We start from the raw sequence: 16348 nt of genomic DNA, 5'->3' as shown, positions 1-16348 counted from the left end.
AGAACGTAGTAAAGCAGAAGTATTATTAGATCCTTTAGTATTAGGCATGGATATAAAGAATTTATATGACTTAGTTGAAAAGGACAATTGATCATGCGGAAAATAAAAATTTTATTATTTTATTATTTAGTCTTATACTTCGTATATGTTGTAATGTGCGATGTTCCAGTTAGTGTTCCATTATGGAAATAGTATTTCCCAATAAAATTAATATTGTTAATGTTAGCTTACGTTTGGATGAATATCCATGTGGAATTTAAAAAGATGTTAGAACAAAAATACATAATAAGCAAAGATCAATTAGAATTAATGAAACGTAGATTTATATTTAGCAATACTATAAGATTTATATTATTTACTATTTTGGGTGTATTTGTTTTTCCGTGGATTGTTTCAGTGATTAAGCTAAAATATAAAGTGGATTTATTCTTTATATTATTGAATTGAGATTTTATATCCGCGTCATATTTGATGGTTACGATATTTTAGCAACTACTGATAAAGAGATGGGGTTAAAATAATGGGATGTTATATTTTAGCAACAATGGTAGCTTTTTTTACGATAGGAATTATAAATGTCTACTGTAAAAATTTGGATTTCAAATCAATAAGTGATAAAAAGTATTTTATTTCGCTTAATGCTGGAGCTTTTATGATAGTTATCTTTATGATAGGATGTATTTTAGATATTTTTGATATTAGCGACTTTATAAGGTATTTTTTTCCTTTGTGGGGGCTTGGGTTATCATTAATGCTATATGGAATAAAAAGAAGAGCGATGATAAAAATATTTATGGGAAAAGCTGAGGAAGAAGATTATAAAGTATATAATGTAATTAAAGAAAAAATTATATACATATATATTGCAACTTTACTTTTACTATTATTATATGCTTTTGGTATAACAAATGATATATTATTGTAGCGTTGTTTCTTAGTATTATTATGATGCAGTGCGCAAGTTTGACAGGCAGATTTTGACTGCGCAGATCGATAAAGAGACTGCTGATGCGAATATCATTGCCAGTGGTAACATCGACATTGATCTGGACAAAGACCTGACCAACCATTACAGCAAAATAAAGGCAGGCAAAAATTCTTACTGTCTGTGTCACTCTTTCACAAAGAATTCATTTGTAAAAAAGGCAATTTTAGTTTACACTATAGCTAGAATTCTTGGCTAATATAGTGAATAATGATAATTGTAAAGTGAGCAGACTGATGGCAACCTATATTATTGGTGGTTTGTTAGTGGTACTGGTGATTTTGGCGGTGCGCAGTTATTTTGGCAAAAAGTATCGTGGCGGCTGTAACGGCTGTTCCGGCTGTCCGCATGCTAAAAACTGTACCTCGATAAAAAAATAAAATATTGACAAAATCCCCTGTTGGTTATATGCTAATACTAGAGTTTTGTAAAATATAATGTATGCTAAACAAAATTCCAGGGTAAGTTTGATGCCGCAGCAACGATGCTTTGCCTGCGGCTTATTTTATGGACGATAAGCTTAGGAGGATGCCATTGTGCATATTCAACGTGGTGCGTGGGCAGAAATAAATTTAGATGCAATTGCACATAACGTGCAGATGGCTAAGGCCAATCTGAAGCCGACAACCAAATTATGTGCTGTCGTCAAGGCAGATGCCTATGGTCATGGCGCTGTGCGCGTAGCGCAGGAGGCAGCGCGTAATGGTGCAGACTTTTTTGCGGTAGCTCTCCTGCAGGAGGGCGTGAAGCTGCGCGAGGCCGGTATTGAAAAACCGATTCTGGTGCTTGGCTCAATGCTGCCGGAGGTTGCGGAAATCTGTGTGCGCTATGATATCAGCCATGCAGTATTTGATGAAGAACGCTTATATGCTTTGAATGCGGCGGCTTTGAAGCTGCATACGAAGGCTAAAATACATATTAAGATTGATACAGGTATGCATCGTATCGGTGTGCATGTGCGTGATGCCGGCAGGTTTGCCAAGCTGGCAGCGTCCTTGCCCGGTATCTATATCGAGGGCGTATTCAGTCACTTTGCGACTGCTGACGCCGATGATAAGCAGTATGCTGCCTATCAATTTGAACGCTTTCAGGAGGCGCTGCGCCTGATTGAAGCGGAGGGAGTGCATATCCCTATCCGTCATATCGCCAACAGTGCTGCGCTGACGGAGCTGCAGGAATATCAGCTGGATATGGTGCGTCAGGGAATCACCCTGTATGGCCTGCACCCGGCGCATATGATTGACTGCTACAAGGATTTTGAGCCTGTTATGACTGTGAAGACGCAGGTTGCTTTTGTGAAAACACTGCCACCCGGTGAAACCATCGGCTATGGCAGAACCTATACATTGACGAGACCTAGTGTTATTGCTACTGTGCCTATCGGTTATGCTGACGGCGTGAGCCGCCGCTTGTCTAACCGCGGGTATATGCTGGTCAACGGCAAAAAGGCGCCGATTATCGGACGCGTATGCATGGACCAGACGATGCTGGACGTGACGGATATTCCGGACGTCAAGCTGGGCAGTGAGGTCATCGTGTTTGGCGGTCGTGAGCTGCCAATGGAGCTGGTTGCGGAATGGGCAGATACTATCTGCTATGAAATTATCTGCGACGTGAGCCCGCGTGTGCCGCGCGAGTATGTACGCGGCAACTAAAAAAGAAGCATTGGCGTGAGCCGCTGCTTCTTAACTAAATACGCTTTCCCTTATTTTATGGCTGCTGGACGCATTTGCGAAAGGCAGTCCTTTTTTTGTGGGTGGAAGAGCTGTAGCATATAAATATTTTCTGAAGAGGATTTATGATGCTTGACGTTGTATAATAATAGTGTAAGGCATGGTAATAAGTTAGAGATAGATGCTTATATGCTAAGGTTTGAGGTGCTGAGATGGAATTAAAAAAACTGGTTTGCGAAAACTGCGGCAGCAGTGATTTTAGTTATCAGGACAATATATACACCTGCAGACATTGCGGAACAAAATATGTTCTTGCAAATGATGGAAACTATATTATCTATAACTATAATATTAATTTCGATGATTCGATGTATTATACAAATGATTATGAAGAAGAGCCTCCTCAGGCCAAAGGAGGGTGCTTAAGAAATCTGCTGTTTGTTTTTGTTGGCTTTATTATGTTATTTAGCAGTTGTATGTTTTTGGCAAACAAGGTAGATGTTTCGTCATCTGTTGTGCCTCCAAAAAATGAAGTAAAGGAATTAATTACTAAAGCCAATCATCCTAAACTATTTTCTTCCAGAGCTGATGTGAAAAGATTTTACGAGGGACAGGGACGGATTGTTAAGCTAGATTCTTCAAAATACGATGATAAGACTGTTCTTTGTTTTGAAACAGTGCCTGAGAATATATTTACAGATTCTCAAGATGACGATGCTAAAGTAAGGGATATTCAAATTTATCTTTCTAATGCGCAGGAAACAAATAATATTAAGATTGATGAAGCAGTAGATATAGCGGAAACATTTATCCCTTGGGAAATCATGGACGAGTATTATGAGCTTGCTGAAACCAAGTGTGCAGATTATTTGAGTGCTGCAAATAATAAAAGGTATTATGATATCAGATATCATTTAAAAGAAAAATATCAATCTAAGTATATGGTACATGGCTATCCGGGAAGTATAACGATAAGATTTGAAGCAGATACAAACAACCGAGTAAAGAATATACGCATTGCGATACTGCTGAATCAGTTAGGCGGACGATTGGACAATAACTATAAATTTACGGAATGGAAACCTGCAAATTGGCATCAATCACCTAAGGAAGCACCGTATTTAGAAAAAAGCTGGGAGTTATTGTCGGCTTCTGAACATCCGCGGCTTTTAGACAATTATGATGATATGCTGACCTTTGGCAAGAAGTTCATTGAGGAAGCTGTTTATTTTAATAAGACGAGTACAAATGAAAAATATGGTATAAATGGCAAAAAATGTTTGCTGTCTATAGAAAGCATGAGTCGTGCAGATAAAAGTAATTATGTCTTTGTCATTTTCCTGGATTTAGCTAAGTTGCGAGATGAAAAACAGGTATCTTTAGCTGAAGCTATAGCTTTAACGAAAACATTTCTGCCTTATGATATTATGCATGAATATTATAAGCTGAATTTTGCACGTAAAAAAGTTCCTACCGCCAAAAATCTTGATGGAAAAATTTCTTATGAAGTTGTTTACGATAGGATTGTTTCTTCGGAGAATCGTGCTAAAGCAAGGCAATTGGAATTACCGGCAAATATTCGTATAACAATGCAGGCGGAAGAGTCTGGAAATGTTTTGGGAATCTGGATTAACGGTTATAAGTATATTCCTAGAAATACATCAATCTATGAGAATGCAACCAATGAATATGGTCAAAGAATACAGATAAGGCATGAAGGAAGGGAATTAGGACCATATGAAGAAAGCGATGACTGGAATACAGTAATGCCTTGGCAAAATCCATTTTAACCCAACCTAAAAAGGCTACTGCGTAAGCAATTTTACGCAATAGCCTTTTTTTACATGGTTATTTTTCAGCAAAAGGTATCTTTATAGCGCTGTTGGCACTGCTTGATGATTTCCTTTGCCTTGTCTACATCATGTGCCTCTTCAAGAGCGGTGCTTTTGCCCTCGAGCGATTTATACACGCTGAAGAAGTGAATCATTTCATCGCTGATATGCTGCGGCAGCTCGCTGATGGATTTGTAGGAATTATACATCGGGTCACCGAAAGGAATCGCAATGATCTTTTCGTCCATATCACCGCTGTCCTCCATGATGATAACGCCGATGGGGTAGCAGCGCATCAAGGTCATCGGTACAACGTTTTCGGAGCATAAAACCAATACATCCAACGGGTCATTATCTGCTGCGTAGGTACGGGGAATAAAGCCGTAGTTGGCAGGATAGTGAGTTGCGGTGTACAGGATGCGGTCCATTTTGAGCAGACCTGTTTCCTTGTCCAGCTCGTACTTAACCTTGCAGCCTTTGGGGATTTCGATAACTGCAATAAAATCGTCAGGAGAGATACGTTTGGGATCAATGTCATGCCAGATATTCATAGTCATTTCGTTTTTGCCTCCTCTTGTGCTTTGGGACAGAAATAAATATGTTGCTCACAAATTCCTCTCTTAATCATAGATGTTATGGAGGCCGATGTCAACTTTTGCAGGGTGATTTTGCATAACTTTTACCAAACGTTATTACAATCTCATATACGCGCTCATTACGCACGCTCCGCGTGCTCCATTCGCTTTGAGTTCGGCGTGCTGCGCAGCATCTAAGCCTATGCCGCCAATGGCGTAAACCGGCAAGCTTACAGCGCTGCAGACAGCCTGCAGAAAGCCAAGGCCGCGCGGCGCAAGGCCTGCCTTGCACTGTGTAGTGTAGATGTGTCCGGCGATGAGCACAGTAGCACCAAGCGCTTGTGCTTCGATTGCTTCGTCTACGCTGTGAACAGATGTAGAAAGCCAGGTGAAATGCGCACGCTCGCAAGTTGGCAGTTGGCGCAGCAGAGCAAGCGGCAGATGCAAATTTTTTATGCCTAGTTCGCGTGCCAGCTGCCAATCGCTGTGCAAAATAAGCGGTATGCCTGTAGCTTCGCAGCTTTGCTGTGCTTGCAGCGCGAGCGTGCGATAGGCTGCTTTGTCTAAAAACTTCGCACGCAGAATAACAGCCTGCGGCCGCAGCTCCGTAAGCTTTGCCAGACGCTCAATTTGCTCCGCCAGCGGACGGGGACAGGTGGCGCTGTCCGTAACGGCAATCAGCGGCAGCTCAGACATAAACGTACTCCGACATTACCGGCTGCAGGCCGATTTTCAGCAGAGCATCGTAGATTTCCTGCAGGCTTCTGCTGTCATCAATCTCAAACTGCTCGTCACCCAGCTCCTGCTTTTTGCTGTGCGCACCGATGCCGGTGTTGACGCCGGCGGAAATTTTGTTGGCGGCAATAAGCATCAGGTTATCACGCACGCGCGCGCATTCACGGCTGGAAACGGTAATCGAGGCGAAAGGCATGAACAGACGGTAGGCACAGACAACTTGCAGCAGCTGGCGTTCGTGCACGTCCATCGGTTTAATTTTGTCATTGTTGATGATGGGGCGCAGGCGGGGGCAGGAGAAGGCGATTTCCGCATGCGGATATTTCTTTTGCAGCAGGTAGGCATGCAGGCCGGTAGCGAGGGCATCGCGACGGAAGTCGTCGAGACCGAGCAGAGCGGCGAAGCCGACGCCGCGCATTTTGCCGCGCAGGGCGCGCTCCTGCGCGTAAAAACGGTAGGGGAAAACGCGCTTATGGCCTGCCAGATGCAGCTGAGCGTATTTATCCTTGTTATAGGTTTCCTGGAAAACAGTTACGTAATCTACGCCGCATTCATGCAGATAAGCGTATTCATCGCTGTTGAGAGGATAGATTTCTACGCCTACAACCTTAAAGTATTGGCGTGCCTGCTTGCAGGCTTCGCCGATGTAATGCACGTCGCTCATCTTGCGGCTTTCGCCGGTAAGAATAAGAATCTCCTGCTGACCGGTGGCGGCAATAGCTTGCATTTCGGCCGCAATCTGCTCACTGCTCAGGCAGGCGCGCTGAATTTTATTGTGACTGTTGAAGCCGCAGTAGATACAATAATTTTCGCAGTAGTTGGCGATATACAGCGGCGTGAAAAAGGTGACGTTATTGCCGAAGTAACGCTGGCGCTCGACCTGTGCGGCGCGGGCAATTTTCTCCAGAAGCGGCAGAGCGGCAGGCGAAAGCAGGGCGGCAAAGTCCTCGGGCGTGCGCTCGCTGTGAGCGAGTGCCGCACGCACGTCTGCTTCTGTATATTTTGTGTAATCATAAGCGGCACGGGCAGTCTGCACCTTATCAAAAATATCGGAGTCGATGATTTCCATGCCCTCCTGATATTGCATCGGATCGGTCAGCTGTTTTTCGCTGAAGGCTGCTGCCTGCTCATCATAAATACTGTTGTTAAAAAATTTATCTTCGTTCTTCATGCGGCCACCTCAATCATGCAAAAAGCCTGTCAGCGGGGAGCTGGCGCTGGCAGTGTCGCGGACACTGCCGCAGCCTGCAAGATAAGCCTTGCGGCCGGCGTTGATAGCATCACGGAAGGCACTTGCCATAAGCGGAAGGTTGCCGGCGCTGGCAATCGCTGTGTTGGCCATAATTGCCGCTGCGCCCATTTCGATAGCCTCGCAGGCCTGTGACGGTTTGCCGATGCCTGCGTCGACGATAATAGGCAGGTCGATTTCGTTAATTAAAATTTGGATGAAGTCCTTGGTGCAAAGGCCTTTATTGCTGCCAATCGGTGCGCCCAGCGGCATGATGCAGGCAGCACCGGCATCACGTATGTCACGTGCACTTTGCAGATCAGGGTACATATAGGGCATAACAATGAAGCCTTCTTTGGCAAGAATTTCTGTTGCCTTGAGGGTTTCATGGTTGTCGGGCAGCAGATATTTGCTGTCTTTGATTACTTCGATTTTTACGAAGTCGGTGTGGCAAAGCTCGCGTGCAAGGCGGGCAATGCGCACTGCTTCTTTGGCATTACGCGCACCGCTGGTGTTGGGCAGTAAAGTAACGTTTTCCGGCACATAATCAAGAATGTTGGCAAGAGCACCGCTGTTGGCGCGGCGCAGAGCGAGAGTAAGGATTTCCGCACCGGCCTGCTCTACGGCTGCTTTGATTAAGTTCAGCGAATATTTGCCGCTGCCTAAAATAAAACGGGAATGAAATTCGTGTCCGCCTAAAGTCCATGTATCGTTAGTCATCTTAATTCTCCTCCAAGTTTAAAATAATGCGTGCGGCAAGCAGTGCCTGCTGCATGGCGCAGAGTGCGACGCGCGCGCCGCAGAGCGGTAAATCGTGAAAATCGCTGCTGCCGTCGCCGCAAAGATAAAGATTTTTTGTGATTTTTTTACTGGTGATTTCTTCTGCTTTGCCGAAGCCTGCAATGCCGCTGCCGGCGATAACCTTTATGTCGCTCCAGGTGCTCAATACGGTGCTCACGAGCATAGCCTTGCTGGCAGCATCATCAAGCGCTTCGCAGATGATGTCACAGTCACCTAAAAGCGTGGGGATGTTATCCTCTGTTACCTTGATTACCTGCGAATGCAAAGCTGCGTAGGGGTTAATCTGGCGCAAATGCTTCACAAGGGCGTCTGCTTTGTATTGTCCTATATCGTCAAGAAAATAATATTGGCGGTTGAGATTGGAGAGCTCTACCTTGTCAAAATCATAAAGATAAAGATGAGCTATGCCAAGACGGGTTAAGGCGACGGCGATATTGCTGCCGAGTCCTCCGAGTCCGACGACAGCAACGCGCGCGTTATGCAGAGCGTCAAGCTGCGCCTGTGTCAGTCCTTTGCCAAGTGCGGCATTGATTTCCTCCTTGCTAATCATTCAGCCACCTCCTACAAAGCTGACGATTTCCAATTTATCGGCGTCGGTAATTGTTGTACTGCCAAAGTCTGCCTGCTTGATGATATTGCCGTTAAGTTCTACGGCAACAAACGCAGTGCGATAGCCAAGCTGCGTAAGCAGCTCGCTGAGAGCGGTGGGGCAGGCTAAAGCCTTTTCTTCTCCGTTGATAAGCATGATTTTCTCCTTTCGGGTAATAAAAAAGCTCATGAAAAAGCTACACCCGTGGTGGTGTACCCCTTCATGAGCTAAATTTCAGACTCACTCTAAGCTTTGTTTATGAAGTTGTTAGCATAAGTATAATGTTTTTGTCAGTAAGTGTCAAGGAGATAACTTATGTATGCTGGCAGAGAAATATTTGCCTGCAGCACGAAATAGGCATATAATGGAAGCAGTAAAAAAAGAGGGGGATTCGCTTATGAAAATAACGAACAGCAAAACAGATATCTGCGCCAACCGCTTCGGTGGCAATGGTGACGTAATTATTGAACATTATCTTGACGAAAGCATGCTTAATGACAGCGTAGTAATGTACGCTAAGGTAACTCTTAAACCTGGCTGCAGCCTTGGCTATCATATCCATGACGGCAACAGTGAAACTATCGTGGTGTTGCAGGGAACTGCCGACTACAATGATAACGGTCAGGCAATAACGCTGCACGCAGGTGACAAGGTGCATTGTCCCAGCGGCGAAGGTCATGCTATCGGCAATCCGGCAGATGCTGCCGAGGATTTGCTGCTGCAGGCTCTGGTAATCAAAAAATAATTATAGCTTTTATGTCTAAACTAAAAGGACTGACGCCTTGGCTGTGCGTCAGTCCTATATTTTTTATTTACCTTTGAAAAGACTTCCTAAAATACCGCGTACCAGCCTGCTGCCGATTTGGCTGCCGACTGTGCGGGTAGCGGAATTGACGGCGCTGTCAAATACCTTGTCCAATATGCCTTTAGGTTGGCGGCCGCTGCTTCTTTGTGCAGCACGTTCTGCTGTCATACGCTCGCGTTCCGCTGCTTTGGCGGCACGTTCTGCTTCCTTGGCCTGCTTGGCTTCTTCTTTTGCTCTCAGCGCTGCTTCCTTGGCTTCAGCTTTAGCCTTCGCTGCCGCTTCGGCTTCCGCATGTGCCTCTTCTGCCTTTTGTGTTAGCAGCTCGTAGGCGGATTCGCGGTCAACAGCTTCTGCATATTTGCTGTAGAGCGGGCAGTTTTTAATCAGCTGTTGGCGTTTAGCATCGTCGCACACGCCAAGATAGCTGCGCGGCGGCATAACATAGGCACGCTGTACGATAGAAGGAATACCTTCGGGGTCCAACGTGGAAACAAGCACCTCGCCTGTACCAAGCTCGCTTAAGGCAGCTTCGGCGTCTAATGCCGGGTTTGCGCGGAAGGATTGCGCGGTAGCTTTAAGGCTCTTGCGTTCTTTAGGAGTGTAGGCGCGCAGTGCATGCTGCAGCTTGTTGCCGAGCTGTGCCAGTACGCTTTCCGGTACGTCGGTCGGCTGTTGGGTGATAAAGTAAATACCGATGCCCTTGGAACGGATGAGGCGGACAATCTGTTCAATCTTATCCAAAAGGGATTGCGGCGCATCCTTAAAAATCAGATGTGCTTCGTCAAAGAAAAAAACCATCTTGGGTTTATCCAAATCGCCTGCTTCCGGCATCATTTCGTAGAGCTCGGAAAGCATCCACAGCAGGAAGGTGGAGTAGAGCAGCGGGCGTTGGAACAGTTCGGTAGCGTGCAGCAGGTTGATAACACCGCGGCCGTCTTCTGCCGTAGCAAACCAGTCCTTGATATCGAGTGCCGGTTCACCGAAGAAGATATCCGCACCCTGGTCCTCCAGACGCAGCAAAGCTCTTTGGATAGCACCGATGCTGGCGGGAGTGATGTTGCCGTAGCTTGTTTTGAACTGGGCAGCATTATCACCGACGTATTGCACCATGCTGCGCAAATCCTTAAAATCCAACAGTAGCAGGCCTTGGTCATCTGCTACGCGGAAAACAATATTCATTACACCGCTTTGAGTTTCGTTCAGCTCCAGCAGACGGCTGAGCAGATCCGGTCCCATTTCCGAAACGGTTGCGCGCACGGGAATGCCTCCCTTGCCGTAAACGTCCCAGAAGCGTACCGGATAACCGGCAAATTTCCATTCTGTTTCCAGCCCAAGCTTATTTCTCAAACGCTTGCGGAAGCCTTCGCTGTCCTCACCGGGCAGGCACATACCGGAAACGTCGCCCTTGATATCAGCCAGAAAAACAGGTACGCCCATTTCACTGAAGCTTTCTGCCAGTACCTTGAGCGTAACGGTTTTGCCTGTACCGGTAGCACCGGCAATCAGGCCGTGACGATTTGCCATTTTGGGATACATATAGATACCGCCCTTGTCATTTTGACAAAGCCAGATTTTATGCAGTTTAGGGATATACATCTTGCATTCCTCCTCGCGGCATTAAGATTTAGTATGAACGCTTGCCCCACAGAGGATGAGCGCAGGGGCGCAGCGCAAGACGATGAACCTGCTGTGCCGCTTCTTCAAGAGGCAGGTCCTCACGGCTGCCGCCGCGTTCCAGCACGCAAAGAGGCGCTTCGCTGCCAACCTCTCCGCCGGGCAGGTAAATATATTCTTCGTTATCATTGTCGCCGAAAATAATTCCGGCGAGCAGTTTTTCTTGCGTAACTTTAGACATTTTCTAACCTCAGAACATTCTCTTCTTCCACAGCAGGAAGGCAGTGCCGATGGCAATACATGCCGCCAGACTGATGACGATAAGGAACCCGAAGGGGTTTTCTGCAAAGGGAACAGGTACGTTCATGCCCCATAAACCGCTGATAAGTGTAGGAATCGCCAAAATAATGGTGACGGATGCCAAAAATTTCATGACCAGGTTCAGGTTGTTGCTGATGATGCTGGCAAAAACTTCCATCATGCTGTTAAGAATGTGGCTATACATCTCAACCATCTCTACAGCCTGCTTATATTCGATAATAACATCGTCCAGCAAATCCTCATCTTCCTCATACACCTTTATCAGATGCTGGGATTGCGTAGCATTACGCAGACGCAGCAATCTTTCCAGTACAATGGAATTGCTGCGCAGAGAGGTAGAAAAGTAGGTTAAGGACTTCTGCAGATCAAGCAGGTTGAAGAGCTCGCTGTTTTCCATGGACTGGCGCAGGTGAATTTCCAGCTCATCCGTACGGCGGATGATGATACGGATATATTTCAGATAGAGAGTAGCGGATTTATAAAGAATCTGGAACAAAAAGCGCGTTTTTTTGAAGGTGCTGAACATTTTACTGTTGTGCGTGCCAAAGTCTGCAGTTACGGCGTTTGGCTCCAAACAGATAGTGGCAATACCTTCTTCGGTTACTACGATGCCTAAAGGCAACGTGTCGTAATCTTTATTGCTGCGTAAAAAAGGAATATCGACCAAAATCAGAATCTGGTCATCTTCCACTTCGATACGGGATTTTTCTTCTTCGTCCAGTGCGGCACTCAAAAAATCCATCTGGATTTTTGTCGCTGCTGCTATTTCCTGCAGCTCTTCTACAGAAGGAGCCACTATGTCAAGCCAGTAGCCCTTTTCCAGATGTTCCAGCTCCAGCTCGTCCAGTCCTTGGTCGGTACTTTTTAAAATTTTGTACATAGTAGGGTTCCTCCTTTCCTCTTTCCTGGCAGGCGTGATATAAAGCACCGTCTGCGTCACAACGGCTCCTAGACGTACAAGAAGTACGCCGTCGTCGCCATTGCCTAGCATCCGGCACTTTCTCCCACGCCTATATAAGTTTGGCACTGCGATAAAGCACCGTCTGCGTCGCAATAGCTCCTAGACGTACGATTAGTATATTGCTTGGCATCCGGCACTTTCTCTCACGCCTGTTTGTTTAACATTGCGACAAAGCACCGTCTGCGTCACAACGATCTTTATATATTATTTACAGATGCTCGGCGATAGCTTTGGCCAATTGGTCGGCGCAGCTGGTGCCGCGGCCGCGGCAGTCATTGCCCTTGAGCAAATCAGCAACTGCTTTGGCATCCTGGCCTTCTACCAGCTTGCCGATAGCAGCCAGATTTCCGGGGCAGCCGCCGTCAAAGCTTACATTGTGCAGCTTGCCGTCAACTATATCAAAATGAATCTCGCGGGAGCAGACTCCGCTGGTTTTATAAGTAAACATATTTCTTTCCTCCATTGTATTACAACATACATTAGACAATTCGACAAAAATAAATAAAATCCTTTTTCTTACGCTTGCGCAAGAAAGATTTTACGTAATTTTTATTTCAAAAATTTTCCCACTGCAGAAAAGTTTTGACGGGAGCTTTAATTTACTAAAAAAAGTTGGTATAATATAAGACAAATTATCGTACGTTGTAGGATGGTAGCATGGTTTATATTCTTACAGCACAAGTATTATGCTTTTGTAGCATGGAAGAAAGGTAGTGTAGTTTTTATGTCTATTCAGTTGGTAATTGTCGTAGTGTACATCGCGTTGCTTTTTGGCATCAGCTTGTGGGTGAAGCACAAGGCTGATTCTGGTTCGACAGCATTTTTGCTGGCCGGACGTAAGCTGAACACAATTCTGGTAGCGGTCAACGTTACCGGTCTGGCAGTCGGCGCTGCTTCTACAGTCGGTGTAGCTCAGCGTGCTTTCAGTGTTGGTCTGGCAGCAGGCTGGTATAACGGCGCCTGGTCTATCGGTGCTTTGGTTATGGGCCTTTTGGCAGCAGGTAAGCTGCGTTCCATGAAGGTTTCTACTATCCCGGAATTCTTTGAGTTCTATTATGATACTAAAGGCCGTGCAATCGCTGCAATCGGTCTTGTTATCATTATGTGCGTTATTACTGCTTTGCAGTATATGGCAGGCGGTGCGATTTTATCCTCGTTGTTGCCGGAGATTTTCTCCTTCCATGGCGGTATGATTATGAGTGCCGTGGTATTTATCGGCATTACGCTGATTGGCGGTCTTTGGTCCAGCGGTCTGGCAAATATTGTCAGCGTTACCTTGATTTATATCGGTATTATCTACTCTGCAATCCAATCTGTATCCAACGTAGGTGGTTGGGACGCAGTGCTCAGTAAGCTGCCTAACCCCGAGGTTATGGGCAGTCCGGTAGCAGGCCTGGCTTTTGCTACTATTCTTGGCTGGATTATCGTTATGATTACCCAGACTATTACTGCGCAGGGCCCTGTACAGATTGCCTGCGGTGCGAAAAATGCCAAGGCTGCCCGCAACGGTTATGTTCTGGCCGGCCTGATGATTTTCCCTGTAGGCTTCATCTGCGCTGTATTGGGTGTTGTCTGCAAGGCAATGTATCCGGAAATGCCGGTGGCGCAGGCTGCACTTGCTATGCCTAAGGTTGTTATGACTCTGGATCCTCTTGCCGGCGGTGTAACTCTGGCTGCTTTGTGGGCTGCGGATGTATCTACTGCCTGCACTATTCTGCTGGGTGCGGCTACGCTCTTCAGTAATGATATTTACAAACGTTTTATTAATCCTGCTGTTGCGGAAAATAAATTTGTCATCATCAATCGTCTGTCTGTTTTTGCTGTCGGCCTGATTACTCTGTGGTTTGCCTTCAATGCAGCGGGTATTGTTAAGACGATGATTGCCGGTTTGTCTATGACCTGCGGCCTGACCTGTGTATTCTTCTTTACGATGTTCGCTCCCGGCCTGTGCCGTCGCAGCTCTGCTTTCTGGACTACATTGGTGAGCCTTATCGGCATTGCTCTCTGGTTTGTTCCCGGCAGCCCGCTGGCAGGCATCAAACCGCTTTTTGCCAACGAAGTAATTTACTTTGAATGGCCTATCTGCATTATTACCTTCCTGCTGGTAGCAATGCTGGATAAAAATAAAATCAAAGAGGTTGTAGAGGTTCCCGAAGAAGAGGAATAATTTCTGCGCCTGCTGATAGAAAAATGTTTTGTGAGGGGTGTGACTAACATGCATGAATGTGGTAAAAGCTGCATCAACAGCATCGAAATCGGCCGTGCTGCCTTGCGTATTGCACTTACCTCCAGTCGCGTGGAGGAAACGAAGGTAAAGGAACGCTTAGCGGAGCATGGTATCCGTTCGACAGCTGTTGATTTCGGCGGTGAATTTATTCCTTCTATTGTAAAAATTGTCGAGCGCGCCGTAGTGGCTGCGCAGCGTCAGGGACTTGTAACCGAATCACATGTAGGTGCGGGTGCTGTGGCGGGTGCGGCGCACGAAGCATTGGAACAGGTGAAGGTTAAGGCCTTTGGCTTCAACGTCGGTGGCAAAATCGGTATTGCTCGCGCCGGAGAGCATCTTTGTGTTGCTATTTATATGGGCGTTGGCGTGCTGAATCTCAATGAGCTGTGTGTCGGTTTGGCGCATCGTTCGCTGGCCAGTGATGAATAGAGGTGCTTTATGAGTATTTTGGATATTATCGGACCGGTGATGATAGGTCCCTCCAGCTCGCATACTGCCGGTGCTGTTCGTCTGGGACTTTTGGCCGCCAGTATTCTTGGCGATAAGCCGGTAAAGGCAGAAATTTATCTGCATGGCTCCTTTGCCGAAACCTATAAGGGACACGGCACGGATATGGCGCTGCTTGCCGGCCTGATGGGCTGGCTGCCGGATGATGAACGCATTCCGCAGGCTGACAGCTATGCGGAGAAAAATGGCTTAGAATATTCTTATCATAAAATTGATTTGGGCAATAAGGCTCATCCCAACACTGTACTTTTCAAGCTGACTGCAGAAAATGGTGCCCGTTGTGATATCGTCGGTTCTTCTGTTGGCGGCGGTCAGGTACAGGTTACGGAAATTGACGGCTTTCCTGTGGAGCTCACTGGACGCCTGCCTGCTATTTTGACAGTGCATATTGATACCAGAGGTGTTATTGCGCTGGTTACCAGTACATTGGCCAATGCCGGCGTAAATATCGCTACAATGCGCTTGTTCCGCAGCGACAAGGGTGGCATGGCATCTATGGTTATTGAATGTGATGAGGCAGTGCCGCAGGAGATTATCAATCTTATCAGCGCGCTGCAGCAGATAGAATCGGTGCGTTTTATCGCCAGTGTTTTGTAAGGGGTGCAGCATGAAAAAAGAAATGCTGTCTTTGAACAGCTGGATTAAAGAGGCTGCTGAATGGCAGCAACCATTAGACGAATTTCTCATAGACTACAATATGCGCGAGCTGGAATGCAGTCAGGAAGATTTATTGGCGAAGATGCAGGAAATGCTGGACGTCATGGAGAAATCAGTAGAGCATGGTTTATCAGGTGTCCGCTCGCACAGTGGTCTGACCGGCGGTGATGCCAAAAAGCTGGCTGCAGCTGCAGGCGCCGAAGGCTTTGTCAATCTTTTGGGCGAGAAGGCTTTGGACGCCGTTATCTATGCTACAGCAGTTGGTGAATGCAACGCGGCTATGGGCCGTATAGTTGCTGCTCCTACCGCAGGTGCCAGCGGCGTACTTCCGGGAGTGTTCTTCACCATGAAAAAGCACTGCGGACTGGATGCTGCAACCTTGCAGCGCGGTATGGTGGTTGCCGGCAGTATCGGTATGGTAATCAACGAGCGCGCTTCTCTGGCAGGTGCTATGGGTGGCTGTCAGGCAGAATGCGGCAGTGCTGCAGCGATGGCAGCAGGTGCTGCGGTTTCTATGCTGGGCGGCACACCGCAGCAGGTAGGTACGGCAGTAGCAGTCGTTTTTAAAAACGTGCTGGGCCTTGTTTGCGATCCTGTGGCAGGCCTGGTAGAAGTACCTTGCATTAAACGTAACGGAGCCTGTGCTTTGCAGGCGCTGTTGGCAGCAGAGCTGGCGTTGGCCGGAATCAGCAGCTTTATTAATGCTGATGAAGCAATTGATGCCATGAAGAGCGTGGGGGATGCACTTCCCTGTGCTTTGAAGGAAACCGCAGGCGGCGGTATGGCCGCAACGCCTTCGGCTATAGAGTGGGCAGCAAAATACTTTGCCCGTAAATAA

19 protein-coding genes are annotated in these 16348 nt (G+C 46.7%); 9 read left to right on the top strand and 10 right to left on the bottom strand.

Features of this window, described 5'->3' with window-relative positions; translation table 11 throughout:
• Positions 1-520 precede the first annotated feature (520 nt).
• The 4 genes from Q0612_RS03355 (at position 521) to Q0612_RS03340 (ending at position 4448) form a co-directional block, all read left to right on the top strand.
• Entirely contained in the window at positions 521-925 is a 405-nt protein-coding gene (locus tag Q0612_RS03355) for a hypothetical protein (RefSeq protein WP_298880738.1), read from the top strand.
• Between the two features lie 296 nt (positions 926-1221).
• Complete coding sequence (locus Q0612_RS03350; RefSeq protein ID WP_298880735.1) at positions 1222-1365, top strand: FeoB-associated Cys-rich membrane protein; 144 nt, start codon at positions 1222-1224, stop codon at positions 1363-1365.
• Positions 1366-1521: 156 nt separating this feature from the next.
• Complete coding sequence (gene alr / locus Q0612_RS03345; RefSeq protein WP_293693842.1) at positions 1522-2640, top strand: alanine racemase; 1119 nt, start codon at positions 1522-1524, stop codon at positions 2638-2640.
• 230 nt (positions 2641-2870) lie between these two features.
• Entirely contained in the window at positions 2871-4448 is a 1578-nt protein-coding gene (locus tag Q0612_RS03340) for a TFIIB-type zinc finger domain-containing protein (RefSeq protein WP_298880730.1), read from the top strand.
• A 65-nt stretch (positions 4449-4513) separates the two neighbouring features.
• On the opposite strand, the gene Q0612_RS03335 is transcribed toward Q0612_RS03340, so the two are convergent.
• The 6 genes from Q0612_RS03335 to thiS all read right to left on the bottom strand — a co-directional run bounded on the left by Q0612_RS03335 (position 4514) and on the right by thiS (position 8574).
• The gene (locus tag Q0612_RS03335) at positions 4514-5041 is read right to left on the bottom strand and encodes an inorganic diphosphatase (protein WP_040564460.1); all 528 of its coding nucleotides are present in this window, start codon (positions 5039-5041) and stop codon (positions 4514-4516) included.
• A 141-nt stretch (positions 5042-5182) separates the two neighbouring features.
• The gene (locus tag Q0612_RS03330; RefSeq protein ID WP_298880724.1) at positions 5183-5761 is read right to left on the bottom strand and encodes a thiamine phosphate synthase; all 579 of its coding nucleotides are present in this window, start codon (positions 5759-5761) and stop codon (positions 5183-5185) included.
• Positions 5754-6971: a 2-iminoacetate synthase ThiH gene (thiH, locus tag Q0612_RS03325; RefSeq protein WP_298880722.1), complete on the bottom strand. Its 1218-nt coding sequence runs from the start codon at positions 6969-6971 to the stop codon at positions 5754-5756. The genes Q0612_RS03330 and thiH overlap by 8 nt, the downstream gene beginning before the upstream one ends.
• A gap of 9 nt (positions 6972-6980) precedes the next feature.
• The gene (locus Q0612_RS03320) at positions 6981-7748 is read right to left on the bottom strand and encodes a thiazole synthase (RefSeq protein WP_298880720.1); all 768 of its coding nucleotides are present in this window, start codon (positions 7746-7748) and stop codon (positions 6981-6983) included.
• A 1-nt stretch (position 7749) separates the two neighbouring features.
• Entirely contained in the window at positions 7750-8379 is a 630-nt protein-coding gene (gene thiF, locus Q0612_RS03315) for a sulfur carrier protein ThiS adenylyltransferase ThiF (RefSeq protein WP_298880717.1), read from the bottom strand.
• Positions 8380-8574 carry a sulfur carrier protein ThiS gene (gene thiS, locus Q0612_RS03310; protein ID WP_298880715.1) on the bottom strand — a complete coding sequence of 65 codons (195 nt, stop codon included), beginning with the start codon at positions 8572-8574 and terminating at the stop codon, positions 8380-8382.
• Between the two features lie 241 nt (positions 8575-8815).
• Here thiS and Q0612_RS03305 point away from each other — a divergent pair, with 241 nt between their 5' ends.
• Entirely contained in the window at positions 8816-9163 is a 348-nt protein-coding gene (locus Q0612_RS03305; protein ID WP_298880713.1) for a cupin domain-containing protein, read from the top strand.
• A 63-nt stretch (positions 9164-9226) separates the two neighbouring features.
• Here the strand turns inward: Q0612_RS03305 and Q0612_RS03300 are convergent, their stop codons facing one another.
• The 4 genes from Q0612_RS03300 to Q0612_RS03285 form a co-directional block, all read right to left on the bottom strand.
• Positions 9227-10819 carry a helicase HerA-like domain-containing protein gene (locus Q0612_RS03300; RefSeq protein WP_298880708.1) on the bottom strand — a complete coding sequence of 531 codons (1593 nt, stop codon included), beginning with the start codon at positions 10817-10819 and terminating at the stop codon, positions 9227-9229.
• Between the two features lie 28 nt (positions 10820-10847).
• On the bottom strand, positions 10848-11078 hold the full coding sequence (locus Q0612_RS03295) for a hypothetical protein (RefSeq protein ID WP_210685092.1): 231 nt from the start codon (positions 11076-11078) through the stop codon (positions 10848-10850).
• Between the two features lie 9 nt (positions 11079-11087).
• Complete coding sequence (locus Q0612_RS03290) at positions 11088-12038, bottom strand: magnesium transporter CorA family protein (protein ID WP_021720430.1); 951 nt, start codon at positions 12036-12038, stop codon at positions 11088-11090.
• A 289-nt stretch (positions 12039-12327) separates the two neighbouring features.
• On the bottom strand, positions 12328-12567 hold the full coding sequence (locus Q0612_RS03285) for a TIGR03905 family TSCPD domain-containing protein (protein ID WP_293821939.1): 240 nt from the start codon (positions 12565-12567) through the stop codon (positions 12328-12330).
• A 276-nt stretch (positions 12568-12843) separates the two neighbouring features.
• Between Q0612_RS03285 and Q0612_RS03280 the strand changes: the two genes are divergently transcribed.
• The 4 genes from Q0612_RS03280 to sdaAA are packed head-to-tail and all read left to right on the top strand — an operon-like array spanning position 12844 to position 16348.
• Positions 12844-14286, top strand: a complete 1443-nt coding sequence (locus Q0612_RS03280; RefSeq protein ID WP_298880702.1) for a sodium:solute symporter family protein — start codon at positions 12844-12846, stop codon at positions 14284-14286.
• A 48-nt stretch (positions 14287-14334) separates the two neighbouring features.
• Positions 14335-14775, top strand: a complete 441-nt coding sequence (locus Q0612_RS03275) for a HutP family protein (protein ID WP_009144430.1) — start codon at positions 14335-14337, stop codon at positions 14773-14775.
• Between the two features lie 9 nt (positions 14776-14784).
• Positions 14785-15450 carry an L-serine ammonia-lyase, iron-sulfur-dependent subunit beta gene (gene sdaAB / locus Q0612_RS03270; RefSeq protein WP_298880694.1) on the top strand — a complete coding sequence of 222 codons (666 nt, stop codon included), beginning with the start codon at positions 14785-14787 and terminating at the stop codon, positions 15448-15450.
• A gap of 10 nt (positions 15451-15460) precedes the next feature.
• Positions 15461-16348, top strand: coding sequence for an L-serine ammonia-lyase, iron-sulfur-dependent, subunit alpha (gene sdaAA, locus Q0612_RS03265; protein ID WP_298880691.1), 888 nt, complete (start codon positions 15461-15463; stop codon positions 16346-16348).

Origin of the sequence: uncultured Phascolarctobacterium sp., assembly GCF_937920985.1 — a bacterium.
Lineage (GTDB): Bacteria > Bacillota > Negativicutes > Acidaminococcales > Acidaminococcaceae > Phascolarctobacterium_A.
Note: the sequence above shows the minus strand (reverse complement) of the source record. Positions and strands in the feature narration are given on the sequence as shown.

Coding starts and splice junctions, on each gene's coding strand:
- thiH (WP_298880722.1), bottom strand. CDS start 6,971: ATGAAGAACGAAGATAAATTTTTTAACAACAGTATTTATGATGAGCAG.
- Q0612_RS03340 (WP_298880730.1), top strand. CDS start 2,871: ATGGAATTAAAAAAACTGGTTTGCGAAAACTGCGGCAGCAGTGATTTT.
- Q0612_RS03350 (WP_298880735.1), top strand. CDS start 1,222: ATGGCAACCTATATTATTGGTGGTTTGTTAGTGGTACTGGTGATTTTG.
- thiF (WP_298880717.1), bottom strand. CDS start 8,379: ATGATTAGCAAGGAGGAAATCAATGCCGCACTTGGCAAAGGACTGACA.
- Q0612_RS03280 (WP_298880702.1), top strand. CDS start 12,844: ATGTCTATTCAGTTGGTAATTGTCGTAGTGTACATCGCGTTGCTTTTT.
- Q0612_RS03355 (WP_298880738.1), top strand. CDS start 521: ATGGGATGTTATATTTTAGCAACAATGGTAGCTTTTTTTACGATAGGA.
- Q0612_RS03275 (WP_009144430.1), top strand. CDS start 14,335: ATGCATGAATGTGGTAAAAGCTGCATCAACAGCATCGAAATCGGCCGT.
- sdaAB (WP_298880694.1), top strand. CDS start 14,785: ATGAGTATTTTGGATATTATCGGACCGGTGATGATAGGTCCCTCCAGC.
- Q0612_RS03295 (WP_210685092.1), bottom strand. CDS start 11,078: ATGTCTAAAGTTACGCAAGAAAAACTGCTCGCCGGAATTATTTTCGGC.
- thiS (WP_298880715.1), bottom strand. CDS start 8,574: ATGCTTATCAACGGAGAAGAAAAGGCTTTAGCCTGCCCCACCGCTCTC.
- Q0612_RS03330 (WP_298880724.1), bottom strand. CDS start 5,761: ATGTCTGAGCTGCCGCTGATTGCCGTTACGGACAGCGCCACCTGTCCC.
- Q0612_RS03300 (WP_298880708.1), bottom strand. CDS start 10,819: ATGTATATCCCTAAACTGCATAAAATCTGGCTTTGTCAAAATGACAAG.
- Q0612_RS03305 (WP_298880713.1), top strand. CDS start 8,816: ATGAAAATAACGAACAGCAAAACAGATATCTGCGCCAACCGCTTCGGT.
- Q0612_RS03335 (WP_040564460.1), bottom strand. CDS start 5,041: ATGAATATCTGGCATGACATTGATCCCAAACGTATCTCTCCTGACGAT.
- Q0612_RS03285 (WP_293821939.1), bottom strand. CDS start 12,567: ATGTTTACTTATAAAACCAGCGGAGTCTGCTCCCGCGAGATTCATTTT.
- sdaAA (WP_298880691.1), top strand. CDS start 15,461: ATGAAAAAAGAAATGCTGTCTTTGAACAGCTGGATTAAAGAGGCTGCT.
- Q0612_RS03320 (WP_298880720.1), bottom strand. CDS start 7,748: ATGACTAACGATACATGGACTTTAGGCGGACACGAATTTCATTCCCGT.
- Q0612_RS03290 (WP_021720430.1), bottom strand. CDS start 12,038: ATGTACAAAATTTTAAAAAGTACCGACCAAGGACTGGACGAGCTGGAG.